The sequence below is a fragment of the Amycolatopsis sp. PS_44_ISF1 genome, from assembly GCF_032335455.1.
Lineage (GTDB): Bacteria > Actinomycetota > Actinomycetes > Mycobacteriales > Pseudonocardiaceae > Amycolatopsis.
The window spans coordinates 1,115,868-1,131,639 of the sequence record NZ_JANUXO010000002.1 but is presented as its reverse complement, the minus strand read 5'-3'; the positions used below and the strand labels follow the sequence as shown (position 1 = coordinate 1,131,639).

At 73.5% G+C, this 15,772-nt stretch carries 6 protein-coding genes; 1 reads left to right on the top strand and 5 read right to left on the bottom strand.

From position 1 onward, the window contains the following. Together NYF13_RS19515 and NYF13_RS19510 are read right to left on the bottom strand one after the other, a co-directional pair. A complete protein-coding gene (locus tag NYF13_RS19515) occupies window positions 1–777 on the bottom strand; it encodes a YqcI/YcgG family protein (RefSeq protein ID WP_315658631.1) in 777 nt (258 codons plus the stop codon). A 97-nt stretch (window positions 778–874) separates the two neighbouring features. Next, window positions 875–2,287 carry a hypothetical protein gene (locus tag NYF13_RS19510; RefSeq protein WP_315658630.1) on the bottom strand — a complete coding sequence of 471 codons (1,413 nt, stop codon included), beginning with the start codon at window positions 2,285–2,287 and terminating at the stop codon, window positions 875–877. Window positions 2,288–2,695: 408 nt separating this feature from the next. Here NYF13_RS19510 and NYF13_RS19505 point away from each other — a divergent pair, with 408 nt between their 5' ends. Beyond that, window positions 2,696–3,784: an alpha/beta hydrolase-fold protein gene (locus NYF13_RS19505; protein ID WP_315658629.1), complete on the top strand. Its 1,089-nt coding sequence runs from the start codon at window positions 2,696–2,698 to the stop codon at window positions 3,782–3,784. A 19-nt stretch (window positions 3,785–3,803) separates the two neighbouring features. Here the strand turns inward: NYF13_RS19505 and NYF13_RS19500 are convergent, their stop codons facing one another. The 3 genes from NYF13_RS19500 to NYF13_RS19490 are packed head-to-tail and all read right to left on the bottom strand — an operon-like array spanning window position 3,804 to window position 15,732. Then, the gene (locus NYF13_RS19500; protein ID WP_315658628.1) at window positions 3,804–14,405 is read right to left on the bottom strand and encodes a non-ribosomal peptide synthetase; all 10,602 of its coding nucleotides are present in this window, start codon (window positions 14,403–14,405) and stop codon (window positions 3,804–3,806) included. Window positions 14,406–14,454: 49 nt separating this feature from the next. Beyond that, window positions 14,455–14,667, bottom strand: a complete 213-nt coding sequence (locus NYF13_RS19495) for an MbtH family NRPS accessory protein (RefSeq protein WP_315658627.1) — start codon at window positions 14,665–14,667, stop codon at window positions 14,455–14,457. 12 nt (window positions 14,668–14,679) lie between these two features. Further along, the gene (locus tag NYF13_RS19490) at window positions 14,680–15,732 is read right to left on the bottom strand and encodes an iron-siderophore ABC transporter substrate-binding protein (RefSeq protein ID WP_315658626.1); all 1,053 of its coding nucleotides are present in this window, start codon (window positions 15,730–15,732) and stop codon (window positions 14,680–14,682) included. Window positions 15,733–15,772: the final 40 nt, after the last annotated feature.

Sequence of the window (15,772 nt, the reverse complement as noted above, 5' to 3'; positions counted from 1 at the left end):
TCAGGCCCGCTCGTCCCCGTCGGCGGCCAAGGGCCCGGCCGGTCTCCGGTTCAGGAACGGGCAGCGGGGCATCTCGCTGGTGTTGTCGTCGGGGAGGAAGTACTGGCGCCACTCGCGGTTCTCCTCGTTGCCGTAGTCGCCGAGGTGGCGGGAGGGCTCCATGCCGTCGTAGGCGCGCAGCCGCTTGCGGATCACGCGGCGGGCCGAGGTGCCGCGGGGCGTCTCCGGCTCCAGGCCCTCGAAGACCCACCGCGGCTGGAAGGTGATCAGGAAGCCGGAGCTGTGCCGGCTGTGCCGCGTGGCGTGCGCCGGGGTGTTGCACACGACGAAGATCGAGGTGTCGCCGAAGGCGAACTCCCACAACGGGTCCTCCGCGTCGGCGGGCAGGTCCCGGGGCCATCGGCCGGGGTCGTTGTCGTGCAGGTACTGGAGCACGGACCAGAACTTCGCGTTGTACTCGGCCAGGGTGCGGGTTCCGGGCTCGGGCGGGAAGAACACCGCGAGCGAGGTGTCCCGCGAGATGTCCCGGTACTCGGCGAGGTACTCGGAAAGGATGCGCAGCAGCGGCTTCCACGCGGCTTCGTCGTCGAGGTCGTCGATGAAGCCGAAGCGCAGCGTGTTCTTCTTCGCCGCGGCCACCGCGAACGTGCACGGGAACGGGGATTGGCGCGACAGCAGGGTCGAGACCAGCTCGTCCAGGCACTCCCGCCCCCAGTCCGGCAGCTCACCGATCACGCAGCTCGCGAGGTCGTCGCCGGTCGACACCGGATTTTCCACGGACACGATGAGAAACCCCACTATTCGACGGGCGGGCGAAAAAGGGCGCACTCGGGTACGCGTCCCCGTGCGGGGACGCGTACCCGAGTGGTCGGGATCAGACGAACTGCTGCAGCATGTCCTCGGGAATGATCGGCTGGTGGTAGGTGCACGAGCCGGACAGGACCGTCGAGCCGTGCAGCCGGGAGACCGGGATCAGGAGCTTGTCGCCCTGGTTGAGCTGGATCTTGTGGGTGACGTTGTTCCAGAAGTGCATCTGGCCGGTTTCGATCATCACCAGCCGGTGCTCGTTGTGCACGTGGGTGGTCGAGGTCTCCTCGTTGGTCTCGACGAAGGTGTCGAGGTCGACCTCGATGTTCTCGTTGGTCAGGTACTGGTCGATCTTCTCGGCCTTCTCCTGGTACTCCTCGATCTTGTCCGCCCAGTCGAGCTGGGTGGCGAGGTCGGCGTCCCAGGTCTCGGCGAACCAGCGCGCGTCGCTGAACCCGCGGTGGAACGCGGCGAGCGCCTCGGTGCCGAAGTTCTCCGCGATCGGCGGCAGCAGCCGTCCCAGCAGCTCGCGCAGCCCGGACGCGGTCAGCGCGGCGTCGGGGGTGAAGAACGCGCCGGAGTAGCCGAGGCCGTCGGCGAACACCTCGGTGAAGCGCGCCCCGGTGGCGGCGCGGTCGATCTTCTCGTGCACGAAGGCGCCGGCCAGTTCGAAGATCTTCGACGGGTCACCGGCCAGGTGGTGCACCAGGTTGCCGCGCCCGAGCGAGGTGCCGAGGTAGAGCTGCCAGTACGCGCCGGCGGTGGGGCACAGCGACGCGCCGGCGAGCAGTTCCCGGTAGGCCGGAGCGCGGTCGGCCCAGCCGCGGTAGTCCTCCAGCAGGAGCCCGCGCAGGGCCGGGTGCCCGGTGTCGTACTCGCCGGTCGCCGCCTGCCCGAAGGCGGTGTGCGCGGCCGGGCGGAAAGCGCTCAGCTGCAGCAGCATGAAGCTCGCCGCCTCCTTGCGGCCGCGGGTGCGCAGGGCCACGTCGAACGCGCGGCCCGGCTCGGACCGGCGCTGCTCGTGGTAGTCCAGCACGGTGCCGGTGATCGTCTCGGAGTCCACAGTGGACAAGCTCGGGCGCAGCTCGTCCAGCAGGGTGAACAGGTGCCGCTCGAGGATGGGCCGGGCCAGCGCGCCGAGGATCCGGTTCTGCGCGGAGTGGAACTGGCGGGCCGAGACCTCGTTGACCTCGGTGCGCCGCGGCGGCAGGTGGACGTGGCCGGCGTCGTAGACGTTGCGCAGCATCCGGTGACCGAGCAGGGCCGAGAGCTTGAGCGCCTTGGGCGCGGGCATGGGCTTGCTGTAGTCGAGCCATTCGAGGTCGTCCGGGCGCACCGGCCGGCGGTGCGGGTCGTCCTCGGTGGTCAGCTCCTCCCATTCCGCGGCCCGGAAGGCCGGGTTGGCCGCGAACGCCTTGACCACGTCGTTGGCGTCGGTGAGCGACGGAAGGGCGGCCAGGTCGAAGGAATCCGGGCTCATCGTGGGGTCATCTCCTACTCGATGTTCTCGCGGGCGGGAGGCCGGACCGCGGTGCGCGCGGTGCTGGACCGGCCCCCGGCGGCGACCCTAGTTAGGAAAGGCTTGCCTTGGCAATACGATGAAGGGGTGGCGTGACGCAGGCCGCTTTTTGCTGTCCGTAACGCTTTATCGGCGCGCTGGGGACGAAACGGACAGCGGCTGGACAGTACGAACGAAGTTAGCCTAACCTCAGTCTCGCCGTTGTCGAGATGGGGAGCCGCACGCACGGGAGGGTTGCCGGCCGCGGCCGGGGGTGGTGCCGCCGCCACGCTGTCCGCTCCATCGGTGCGTGAAATCCATCGGTGCTCGAACGCGTTTCGCCGCGGAGCGAGGGAACTCCCGCGGCCGAGGGAAAGGATCGGCACCCGGGTGACTGGACCGTGGGCGAAGTTCGGCTACGACGGGGAACCCGGTGACGCCGAGTTCTGGGCGGCGGCCGGGAAAGGCCCGGCGCCGGCGTTCGCCCCCGGGCCCGGCGGCGGCTGGCTGGCCCTGTTCCTCCGGCGCGGATCGCCGGCCGAGGTGGTGTTCGAGTCCTGGTCCGGTCCCGTGGAGCTGACGCGGTGGGCCGGATCGGACTGCTGGTACGCCGAGGTCGCGATGCCGCCCCGGCTGCGGGTGACCTACCAGTTCCGCGGCGACGGCCCGCACGCCGACCCGCTCAATCCCGCCGGCGCGGGGCCCGACCGCTCGATCGCGGCGACCCCGGACGCCGAGCCGCAGCCGTACTGGCCGCCGGTGGGCCCGGACGAGGTGCTGCCGGTCCCGCGGACCCGCTTCCGCTGGAACAGCGCCCGGCTCGGCGGGCGCCGGACCGTGCGGGTGCACCAGCCGGCCGGTCCGGGGCCGCACCCGGTCGTCCTGCTGCTCGACGGCGACGACTGGCTGTACACCCACCCCGCCGTGACCGCCTTCGAAGCGGCGGTCACGGACGGCGCGATGCCGCCCGCGACGCTGGTCTTCCTGCCCACCTCGCCCGCCCGTGAGCAGGAGCTGGCCGGCAACCCGGCGCTGTGGGAAGGGATCCGCGACGAACTGCTGCCACTGCTCGCCGGGAACGGGGTGGCCGCGGACCGCCTGGTCGTCGCCGGGCAGAGCTTCGGCGGCCTCAGCGCGCTGTACGCGGCGTTGGAGTACCCCGGCGTCGTTTCCCGCGTCGCCTGCCAGTCCGGCTCCTTCTGGTGGCCGGCCGAACGCCGCGACGAGCCCTTCGCCGGGCCGCTCGGGGGCGCCATCGCCGCGAGGCTGCGCCGCGGTCCGGACCTTTCCGGGCTGCGCGTCGCTTTCGACGTGGGCGAGCACGAGACCGGGATGCTGCCGCACAACGAACTGGTCGAGGCCCTGGCCGCCGAAGCGGGGGCGAGCGTGCGGGTCTCCCGGTCCGGCGCCGGGCACGACCGCGCCGGGTGGCGGCACGCCCTCGTGCGCGATGTCGCCTGGGCCCTGGCCGACGACTGAGCCGGGGCCCAGGCGCGCCTCAGCCCGGCTGGTCCAGGTGCTTCGCGACCGCCTCGGGCGTGCTCAGGGAGAGCAGGTCCCGGATGGTGATCTTCGGGCCGTACTCGCGGCGCAGCAGCCCGATCAGGCGGACCGCCAGCATGGAGTGGCCGCCGAGGGACCCGAAGCCGCTGTCCACGGCCACCTCGTCGTCGTCGAGGTCGAGCGCCTCGGCGAACAGCGCGCACACCGCGATCTCGGTCTCGGTGCCGGGGGCCCGGCGTTCGGGGCCGGCCAGCGTGCCCAGGGGCTTGGCCTCCGGCAGCGCCGCCACGTCGGCCTTGCCGTTGACCGTCAGCGGGATCGCGGCGACCTGGGCGTAGTGGGTGGGCCGCAGGTAGTCCGGCAGGGCCGCGGTCACCTCGGCGGCCACCTCGCCGAGCCCGGGCGCGGAGCCGTCGAGCACCAGGTAGGCGGCGAGCCGGTGCGCCCCGTCCACCTGGGGGTCGTGCTGGGCCACCGCGGCGGCGAACCGGACGCCCGGGTGCGCGGCGAACGCGGCCTCGACCTCGCCGAGCTCGACCCGGTGCCCGCGGATCTTGACCTGCTCGTCGGTGCGGCCCAGGAAGGTCAGGTTCCCGTCGGGCCGCCGGCTGACCAGGTCGCCGGTGCGGTACATCCGCCCGCCCGCGGTGTTCGGGTCGGCCACGAACCGCTCGGCCGTCCGCGCGGGCTGCCGCAGGTACCCCCGGGCGATTCCGATGCCGGACACGTAGAGCTCACCCGGCACTCCGTCGGGAACGGGCCGCAGCCAGGGATCGAGCACGTACACGTCGGTGTTGTCGATCGGCACGCCCACCACCGGATCGGCGCAGTCGAAGGTGCCGGCGCCGAGGGTGTTGATCGTGTATTCCGTCGGCCCGTACAGGTTGTAGCCGGCCACGCCCTCGGTTTCGGCCAGCCGCCGCCACAACCCCGGCGTCACCGCCTCGCCGCCGAGCAGCACGAGCGCCGGTCGCGAGCCGGGCTCGTCGAGCAGCCCCTCCTCCACCAGCATCTGGGCGTAGGTCGGCGTCACGTTGACGACGTCGATGCGGTGCTCACGGCAGTAGGCGACCAGCCGGGTGGCGTCCCGGCGCAGCTCCTCGTCGCAGATGTGCACCTCGTGGCCGTCGGCCAGCCACAGCAGCTCCTCCCACGACATGTCGAAGGCGAACGACACGGTGTGCGCGATGCGGAACCGGCGGTGGCCGTGCTCGGCCAGCACCGGCTCGAAGATCCGGCGCTGGTGGTTGCGGAGCATGTTGGTCAGCCCGGCGTGCTCGGTGACCACGCCCTTGGGCTCGCCGGTCGAGCCCGAGGTGAAGATGGTGTACGCGGCCTGCCGCAGGCGCAGCGGGTCGTCCGGGGTGAAGGTCACGACGGGATCGGCGGCGGGCAGCGGCCGGTCCAGCTCCAGCCGCCCGGCGTCGAGCCCGGCGAGCCGCGGCGCGACGGAGGCGACCGTGAGGATCAGCTCGGGCGAGGACTGGCCGACGATCGCGCGGATCCGCTCGTCGGGGTGGTCCAGCTCCAGCGGGACGTAGGCCGCGCCGCAGCGGAGGACCGCGAACAGCGCGACGATCGAGTCGAGCGACCGGGGAACGGCGATGCCGACCGTCGAACCGGGACCGGCCCCGCGGGCGGCGAGCACGCCGGCCACCTCCCGGCTGCGGTCGCGAAGCTGGGCGAAGGTCATCGTCTCGCCCGCGGCGACCAGGGCGGTCCGGTCCGGAGCCGCGTCCGCTGCGGTGTCGAAGCGGTCGACCACCGTGTCCGGGCCGACGTCGGTGCGTGGCGAAGCGACCGGCGCGGGCCCGAGTGACGGCAGCGCGCCCACCGGAAGCGGCCGGGCCGAACCCGCTTCGGCCGCGAGCGAGCCGAGGAGGGTCAGGTAGTCCTGGAGCATCCGCTGCGCGGTCGCGGCTTCGGTGATCTCTTCGCGGTACTCCAGCGAGACCGTCAGCCGCTCGCCGGGGGTGACGACCCAGGTGAACGGGTAGTGCGTGGAGTCCTCGGCCTGGTCGTCGATGATGCCGTTGTCGGTGTTGATCGCGTCGAGCACTTCGTCGTCGAGGAAGTTCTGCAGCACGAACAGCGTGTCGAAGAGCTGCTCGTGCCCGCTCGCCCGGTGGATTTCGCCGAGCCCGAGGTGCTCGTGCTCCATCGCGGCGATGCGGTCGGCCTGCACCGAGGCGAGGTACGCGCCGACGGTGTCCTCCGGCCGCGCCCGGGTGCGCACCGGAACGGTGTTGAGCAGCACGCCGATCATCTCGGAGGTGTCGCCGGCCCCGGCCCCGTCGCGGCCGGAGACGGTGATCCCGAAGACCGCGCCGTCCCGGCCGGTCCAGCCGCCCAGCGTCAGCCCGAACGCCCCGGTCAGCACGGAGTTCAGGGAGACCCCGTGGCGCCGCGCGGCGGACCGGACCCGTTCGGAGTCCTCGGCCGGCAGGACGCGGGTGATCTTGGTCGGCAGGGCCGTGGCCGGGGCGGGGTCCGGTCCGGCGATCAGGGTCGGGCCGGGGCCGTCCGCGAGGTGCGCGGCCCAGAAGCGTTCGGCCGCCGAGGGGTCGAGAGCCGCGAGCGCGCGGGTGTAGGACTCGAAGCTCGGCGTCGCCGGTGCGGACTCGAGGGTGCCGCCGCCGGTGATCGTGCGGTAGGCGTCGAACAGCTCGCGCAGCAGCAACGCCCGCGACCAGCCGTCGACCAGCAGCAGGTGGTAGCTCAGCAGCAGCGCGTCCTGCCGCTCGCCCAGCCGCGCCACGGTGAGCCGGACCAGCGGCGGCCGGCTGGGGTCGAAACCGGTGTTGCGGTCCGCGGTGCGCAGCCGCGCCACCGCTTCGGCGGACCGGCCGGTCAGGTCCACTGTGGTCACCGGGACCCGGACGGACGGATCGAGGACCTGCACCGGGGTGCCGTCCGCGGCGGTGACGAACCCGGCGCCGACCCCCGGGTGCCGGGCCAGCACGTGGGCCATCGCCGCGGCCAGCGCCTCGGGGTCGAGCCGCCGGTCGAACACGAACCAGCTCTGCGCGACGTAGGAACCGGCCTCGCCGGCCAGCTCGGCCTGGAAGTACAGCCCGCGCTGCAGCGGTGAGACCGGTGCGGTGCGCGAGGTCGTGGTCGCGCTGTGCACGAGCTGGCCGAGCGCGTCGGCCCAGTGTTCGGTGATCGCGTCGGGAACGTCGTCGGCGAGCAGGAACGACGCCCGCAACGCGCCGGTGCGCCCGTCGAGCCAGGCGTTGACCTCCACCGCGTACGGGCCGGGGGTGGCGGCGCCGAGGTGGACGGCGTCGTCCTGCGAGCCGCGGCCGAGGTAGTTGAACAGCACCTGCGGACGCGGACGGGCGGCGAGCAGCGGGGCGGTCTGGGGGTTGAGGTAGCGGAGCTGGCCGTAGGCGACGTGCGCGCGCTCGCCGGGCAGCCGCCGCGCCACCTCCCGGGCCGCGGCCACGGGGTCGGTGTGCGGGGTGAGCCGCAGCGGGGCGATGGCGGTGAACCAGCCGACGGTGCGGGTGTGGTCGTGGTCCTCCAGCACGGGCACCCGGCCGTGGCGCTCCAGCTCGACCGACAGGTCGGTGGCCGTGGGCTGGATCGCGGTGAGGGCCGTGCGCAGCGCGCCGCACAGCAGCTCGGTGAGGCTGACGCCGAGGGCGGCCGGGGCCGCCTTGGCCAGCCGGCCCGCGAGCTCGGGCGCCACCTCGACCGTGACTTCCCGCAGCCCGCAGACCCGCGGCAGCAGCGGGGGCGCATCGAGGGCTTCGGCCCAGCCGGCCAGGCCGTCGACGACCTCGGGGGAGCTCGCCGTGGCGGTGAGCGCGGCCGCGTGCCCGGCGTAGGAAGTGGTCGGCGCGGCGAGCGTCTCCCCGCGCAGGACCGCCGCGAGGTCGTCGAGCAGGACGAGCCAGGAGATCGCGTCGACCACGAGGTGGTGGGCCACGACCACCAGCCGGCCGGCCGCCTCCAGCCAGGCGAAGGCGATCATCCGGCCCGCCTCGGGATCGAGCCCGGCGGCCAGGCCCTCGGCCACGGTGCGCACGTCGGCCTCGGCCGTGCGGAGCACCGGTACCGGCCGCCCGGGCGCCGGTTCGGTCCGCAGGGACCAGACTCCACTGTGGATGGTCAGGCGCAGGCGCAGGGCGGCGTGGGCCGCGACGACCGCGGCCGCCGCCCGTCCGGCACCGGCGAAATCGGCGGCGGCCAGCACGCGAACCTGCGCGAGTTCGCCGAGCCGGCCGCCGAGCTCGCGCTGACGCAGGATGATCGGCGTCGGCACGACCGGCCCGTCCGCGGCCACCGGCTCCGGAGCCGCGGCGGGGAGGCGGCCGATCCGGGCGGCCAGCGCCCGGGGGGTCTTGTGCAGCAGCACGTCCCGGGGTCCGATGTGGACCCCGGCCGCCCGGGCCCGGTTGACCACGGTGATGGCGACGATGCTGTCCCCGCCGGCCGCGAAGAAGTCGGTGTCCTCATCCACAGTGGACTTAGGGGACTCGGGGGAATCAGGGGACCCGGGCAGGGCGTCGGCGAAGATGCCCACCAGCGTGGTCAGGACGGACTCGTCCGCGGCGGTCACGAGCGCGTGGCCGTCCGGCCCGGCCCGGTCGTCGGCCGGGACCGCCCCGGCCAGCGCGGCCCGGTCGAGCTTGCCGTTGACCGTCAGCGGCAGCCGGTCGAGGCGGACCACCCGGTGCGGCACCATGTGCCGCGGCAGCCGGGTGGCCAGGTGGTCCAGCAGGTCGTCCCGCACCCGCCCCACGACGTGCGCGATCAGCGACTCGCCGTCGGCGGACACGGTGACCACCGCGTCCCCGTCCCCGCCGGCCGCGCGGATGGCCGACTCCACCTCGCCGAGCTCGATCCGGAAGCCCTTGAGCTTCACCTGGTCGTCGGCGCGGCCGAGGAACACCAGGTCGCCGTCGAGCGTGCGGCGGGCGCGGTCGCCGGTGTGGTACATGCGGGAGCCGTCGGCGGCGAACGGGTCCGCCACGAACCGGCTCGCGGACAGGCCCGGCCGGCCCAGGTAGCCCAGCGCCACCTGGTCCCCGGCGACGTACATCATGCCCGCCGCCCCGGGCGCGACCGGCTCCAGCCGCTCGTCGAGCAGGTGGATCGACAGCCCCGGCAGCGGCGGCCCGATCGGCGCGGCCCCCGGTCCGGCGTGCACGTCCTCGGCCGTGAACACCCGGTGCGTGACGTAGACGGTGGTCTCGGTGGGGCCGTACATGTTCACCAGCTCGGGGGTCTCGACGCCGTGCTGCCCGGCCCAGCCCCGCAGCCGCGAAAGGTCCACCGCCTCCCCGGCGAGGATGATCCGGCGCAGCGCGTTCGCCGGGGCGCCGGCGTGCTCGTCGGCCGCGGTGAACTGGGCGAAGGCCGAGGGCGTCTGGCACAGCACGGTGACCCCGCGCTCGCGCACGAGCCGGTGGAAGTCGACCGGCGACCGCGTCAGCGCGTAGTCCGGCACGACCAGCTCGCCGCCGTGGCCCAGCGCGGCCCACAGCTCCCAGGCCGCGACGTCGAAGGAGTAGGAGTGGAAGTGGGCCCACACGTCGTGCGGGCCGAATCCCATGTCCGCCCGGGTGTTCGCCAGCAGCGACACGAAACTCGCGTGCGTCACCACCACGCCCTTGGGCCGCCCGGTCGAGCCGGAGGTGTAGATGACGTACGCGGCGTCGTCCGGCCGCACCGGCGCCGGTTCCGGTGCGCCGGTGACCGGCTCGTCGCCGGGGACGAACACGCGCACCCCCGGGGCGAGCCGTTCGAAGCGCGCTCGCTGGTCCGCTTCCACCAGCACGACGTCGGGGGCGGCGTCGGCGAGGAGGTATTCCAGCCGTTCGTCGGGGTGGGCGAGGTCGAGCGGCACGTAGGCCGCCCCGGCGGTCACCGTCGCGATCAGCGAGACGACCTGCTCGGGCGAGCGCGGCAGCGCGATCGCGACCCGGGAGCCCGGCCCGACGCCGAGGGTCCGCAATGCCCGCGCCAGAACGTCTTTCGCGGCCGACAGCTCGCCGTAGGTCAGTGAGCGGGACTCGCCGCCGAGCGGGCAGAAGGTCACGGCGGTGGCCGCCGGGTCGCGCCGGGCGGCGGTGTCGAACAGCTCCCCGAGCGTGGCCGGCTCGATCCGGGCCCCCGGCCGGCCGGCGGCGGGGGAGCGGGTGACCACCGTCGCGCCGGGCTCGGCCAGCAGCCCGGTGAAGGTGTCCACAAAGGTCCGAAGGATGGTCCGGGCGGTCGCCGGGCGCACCGCTTCGGGGTCGTGGATGAGGTTGAACCGGACGCGCTCGCCCCGCTCGACCACCAGCGTCATCGGGTAGTGCGGCGCGCCTTCGTTGACGACGCCGGTGAGCGTGATGTCGCCGCCGGCCCCGCTCAGCGCCGCGATGTCGGTCGCCACGTCGAAGACCACCAGCGTGTCGAACAGCGGGCCGAGGCCGGCTTCCCGGGCGATCCGGGCCAGGGACACGTGCTGGTGGTCGCGCACCGCGGCCTGGCCGGCGGCCACGGCGCCGAGCAGGTCCGCGCCGGTGGTCCCGGACCGCCACCGCACGCGGACCGGGATCGCGTTGATGAACAGCCCGACCATCTCGGCGATGCCCGGCACGGGCGCGTCACGGCCCGAGACGGTGGAGCCGAACACCACGTCCTCGGCGCCGAGGAGGCCGCCGACGGTCACGCCCCAGGCCGCGTGCACCGCGGCGCTGATCGACGCGAGATCGGCCGGGACGTCGGCGAATTCCGCGGTCTCGGCGAAATCGGCGGACGGCGTGTGCCCGGGGACGGTCAGCGAGGGCCGGGCCAGCCCGTCGAGCTGCGCGCGCCAGACGCGGTCGCTTTCGGCTTCGTCGTGGCGCACGAGCCAGCGCACGTAGTCGGAGAAGCCGCCGCGCGCGAACCGGGAGCCGGGCGCGGCGTACTCGTCCAGCATCGCGCGGAGCATCGTCGGGACCGACCAGCCGTCGGCGATGAGGTGGTGCACGGTCATCACCAGCACCGACCGCCGCGGTCCGGTGCGGACCAGGGTGTGGCGCATCAGCGGTCCGGTGGCGAGGTCGAAGCCCGCGCGCCGGTCGCGCTCGGCGTACTCCGCCAGCTCCGCCTCGGTGATCCCGGGCCGGTCCAGCGTGGTGAACACCGGTGCCCTGCCGCTTTCGAGCACCGAGACCACCCGCCCGTCGGCGAGGCTGACGAAGCGGGCCGCCAGGTTCGGGTACAGCTCCAGCAGCCGGGTGGCCGCGGTCGCGAGGCGCTCGGCGTCGACTTCGCCTTCCAGGGTCAGCAGTTGCTGCTCGACGTAGCTGTGCGCCGAGTCCTCGTCGAAGATCGAGTGGAAGTACAGCCCGCCCTGCAACGGGGTCAGCGGCAGGATGTCGCGCAGCTCCGGGCGGTCGAGCGGGTCGAGGTCGGCCTGGGTCAGCGGCAGCAGGTCGAAGTCGCTGGGCGAGTGCCCGCCGCCGTCGAGGGCGGCGAGGCCGTCGAGGGCCTCGCTGAAGAACTCGCCGATCTTCGTGACTTCGGCTTCGGTGAACACGCCCTCGGGCCAGGAGATGACCGTGGCCAGCTCCAGCTCGCCGGCCGGGCCCGGCTCGGCGATGGCGTTGAACTCCAGCGCGCGCGGCAGGCGCATGGCCGGATCGCGCTTCTCGCCCAGCTCGTCGGTGCGGCCGGCGAGCCGCCAGTCGCCGCCTTCGGCCGCGCCGAAGCGGCCCAGGTAGTTGAACAGCACCTGCGGCTGCGGAAGCTCGATCGGGGCTCCGGCGAGGTACTTCAGCGCCCCGTAGGACAGGCCGCGGCGCGGGAGCTTCGCGAGGTCTTCCTTGACGGCCTTGAGCGCGGCGGCGAGATCGGTCCCGGCCCCCGGGTCGATCGTCACGGGGCAGAGCGTGGTGAACCAGCCGACCGTGCGGGAAAGATCCGGCTCGATGCCGAGTGCGTCGGCGACGAAGCGGCTCTCGCGGCCGTGGCCCTCCAGTTCGACGTAGCTGAACGTCTGGGCCTGGCCGCGCTCGCGCCGCCACCGCGCCAGCGCCGTCGCCACGGCGGTGAGCAACACGGTGTCGACCCCGGTGTGGAACCGGGCGGGCAGCTCGGTCAGCAGCCGGGCCGTGGTCCCCGCCGTGGTGACGATCCGCCGGGCCCGCTCGGTCTCGACCGTGTCGGTCGCGTCCGGATGGCGCCGGCCCAGCGTCCGGTCGGCGGCCGGGAGCGGCCGCCGGAAGAAGTCCACATCGGACTGGAACCCGTCCGCGGCGGCGAGTTCCAGGAGCTGGGTCCAGCGCCGGAACGAGGTGCCGGGCGCGGGCAGCTCGACCGGCTCGCCCGCCTCCAGCCGGCGCCAGGCCGTCGCGAGGTCGTCGAGCAGGATGCGCCACGAGACGCCGTCGATCACCACGTGGTGCGCCACCAGCACGAGCTGCCGCTGCGCCGGGCGCCAGACCGAGCTCAGCATCACCCCGGCGCCGGGGTCCAGCCGGGTGCTCGCGTCGCGGGCGCACCGCTCGACCGGCTCGTCGCTCTCGGCCCAGACCGCGGTGGCGCCGTCCGGGCCGGGGATGTCGAAGCCCCAGTCGCCCTCGCGGGTCAGCCGGGCCCGCAGCATGTCGTGCCGCCGCACCAGCGCGGTGAGGATCTCCTCCAGCGCGGCGGCGGTGAGCGCCGCCGGGGTGGTCACCACCACGGACTGGACGAACCCGCCGACCGGGTGACCGCCGGACCCGAGCCACTGCACGATGGGGGAGCCGGCCACCGGACCGCTCGGCACGTCGTCGTGGTCGGCCGCGGTGGTGTCCTCGCGGCTCGCGACCGCGGCCAGCGCCCGGGCGGTGCGGTTCTCGTAGATCTGGGTGGCGGTGACGAAGATCCCGGCGTCCCGCAGGGTGCTCAGCAGGGAGATGGCCAGGATGCTCTCCACCCCGAGGGCGAAGAAGTCCTGGTCGGCCCCGACCCGCGGCAGCCGCAGCACGGCCGCGACCGCCCCGCACACCGCGCGCTCGACCTCGGTCGCGGGCTCGGTGAACGGCCCGGTCGGGTCGGCCACCGGCTCGGGCAGCGCGCGCCGGTCCAGCTTGCCGTTGGCGGTGAGCGGGAACCGCGGCAGCACCACGATGTGCGCGGGCACCATGTACTCGACCAGGTGCCCGGCCGCCCACTCGGCGACCTCGGCCGCCCGCAGGTCCTCGCTCCCGGTGACGGGCACGACGTACCCGACCAGGTAGGTCCCGCCCGCCGAGTTCTTCTTCGCCACCACGCAGGTGTGCCGGACCCGCGGGTGCTCGGCCAGGCTGCCCTCGACGTCCTCCAGCTCCAGGCGCATGCCGCGGATCTTGACCTGGTTGTCGGCGCGGCCGAGGAAGTCGAGCGAGCCGTCGGGCCGGAACCGGGCCAGGTCGCCGGTGCGGTAGAGCCGCGAACCGTCGCCCGCGAACGGGTTGGCCACGAACCGGGTGGCGGTGAGCGCGGGCGCGTTGAGGTAGCCGCGGCCGAGCAGGAACCCGCCGATGTACAGCTCGCCACCGGTCCCGACCGGCGCGGGCCGCAACTGCTCGTCCAGCACGTAGAGCTGCGTGTTGGGGTTGGCCTTGCCGATCGAGGTCGACCGCCGCACCGTGGCGCCGTCGTACTGCGCGTAGGAGACGCCGATGGTGGCTTCGGCCGGCCCGTAACCGTGGTGCAGCGGGACGTCGGACTGGGCGCGGAAGCGGTCGAACAGCTCCGGGGTGAGCACCTCGCCGCCGCACCAGACGTGGCGCAGGCTCGCGAGCTCCCGCCCGTCCCGCGCGATCTCGAGCAGGACGTCGAGCATCGAGGACACGAGGTACACGAAGGTCACGTGGTTCTCGGCGATGGTGCGCAGCAGCAGGTGCGGGTCGCGCTCCCCGCCCACCGGCATGATCACCAGCCGGCCGCCGGTGACCAGGGGCAGGAAGACCTCGTTGATCGAGATGTCGAACGAGAGCGGCGCCTTGAACAGCGACGCGTCCTCGTCGCCGAACCGCAGGATCTCGTGGGCCTGCCACAGCAGGCGCTCGCTGATCGCCTCGTGCCGGATCATCGCGCCCTTGGGCCGGCCGCTGGAACCGGAGGTGAACATCACGTACGCCAGCGCCGGGCCCGCGATGTCGGTCTCGACGTCTTCGGCCGGGTACGAGCCGAAGCGCCAGTCGCCGAGCGCGACCGGCACGGCCTCGGGCTCACCGCCGGTCCGCTCCCCGTAAGCGTTGAGCTGCAAGGTCATCCGCGCGTCGGTGATCACCAGCGCGCGGCGCGCGGCGGGCCACTGCGGGTCGAGCGGCACGAACGCCCCGCCCGCCGCGAGCACGCCGAGCAGCCCGATCACCATCTCCGCGGAGCGGGGCAGGGAGATCCCGACCACCTGCTCCCGCGCGAGCCCCAGCCCGAGCAGGTGCCGGGCGAGCTGGTTGGACCGCTCGCGCACCTCGCGGTAGGTGAACGACCGGTCGCCGTCGACGATCGCGACGGCGTCCGGCCGCCGGGCCGCCTGCTCGCGGACCATCGCCACCAGGCTGGGCCGCTCCCGCTCGGCCCCGGTGTCGTTCCACCCGGCCAGCAGTTCCAGCAGCGCGTCGTCGTCGGTCTTGGGGTACAACCGGAACTCCCGGGGGTGGTGGATCAGGGGTGCGGGGCGGGCGGGGCCGTCACGGCCGCAGGCTGGCCGGGCGCAGATCGGTCCAGTGCGCCTCGATGTGGTCGAGGCACTCCTGCCGGGGGCTGCCCCGCCCGGCCTCGCCGAAGGCGATTTCCCAGCCCTGCGGCACTTCCTTGAACGAAGGCCACAGGGAGTACTGCTCTTCCGCGTTCACGAGCGCGTAGAAGCGCCCGTCCGGATCATCGAACGGATTGGCCGACATCGGGGGACTTCCTCACTGCTTCGTCAACTGGGAGATCTGGTCGATCGCGTAGGGCAGCGAGAGCACGGTGCTGCCGGCGAGCGCCGCGCCGATCGCGGGGCCCTGGCTGTCGAGCAGGTAGGTCACCTTTCCGGCGCGCACGGCCGGCAGGTTGGCGAACAGCGGGAAGTTCTTGATCGCCTGCTGGTCCGCGGCGTCGCCGATCATGAAGATGCGGTCCACGTTGACCAGGTCGAGGCGTTCGGGCGAGAGCGTGGTGTAGAACTTGTCGCCCGCGATCCGGTCGATCGCCGGCACGCTCTTGAAGCCCAGCGAGGCCAGCAGCCGCCCGCGCACGTCGGTGGAGGTGAACGGGGCGACGGAATCCTTGTACCAGGACAGGGCCACCGCGGTCTGGTTCGCGAACTCCGGGTGGGCCCGGCGCGTCGCGGCCACCTGCTCGTCGATGCGCTTGATGTCCGCCTCGATCACCTCGGGCCGGCCGAGCGCCTTGCCGATCTGCCGCGCGTTGTCCTGCCAGGGCGCGCTGAACAGCTCCTTCTCGGTCTTCGTCCGCCCGACCGTCGGGGCGATCTGCGAAAGCCGGTCGTAGGCGGCCTTGTCGATCTCCGAGTACACCGCGATGATCAGGTCCGGCCGCAGCGAAGCGATCTTCTCGTAGTCGGGGGCCGAGGTTTCCAGCGTCTGGACGATCGCGGGCTTCGCGTCGCCCCAGAGCGACTTCACCCACGGCCACTGCGTGTTGACGTCCGGGCTCTGCCCGGGCGGGTTGGGGTACTGGTCGGTCATGCCCAGCGGCTTCACGCCGAGGGCGAGCAGGGTCTCGCTGTCGGTGTAGCCCAGCGCCACCACCCGCTTCGGCGCCCGGTCGATGGTCGTGGCGCCGAACGCGTGCTCGACGGTGACCGGGAAGGTGCCGCCGGCGCCGGTCCCGGCGTCCGAAGCGGCGGGGCCGTCCTGCGCCGAACCGCATCCGGCGAGCAGGCTCGCGCCGATCGCGAACGAGGCGACGACGAGGGCCCACCGCCGCCACCCGTTAGTCGTTCTCGTTGTGCAGGAACCCATTCCGGACACCTCTCGCTGTGCTGACCGCTCTGCAGGACGG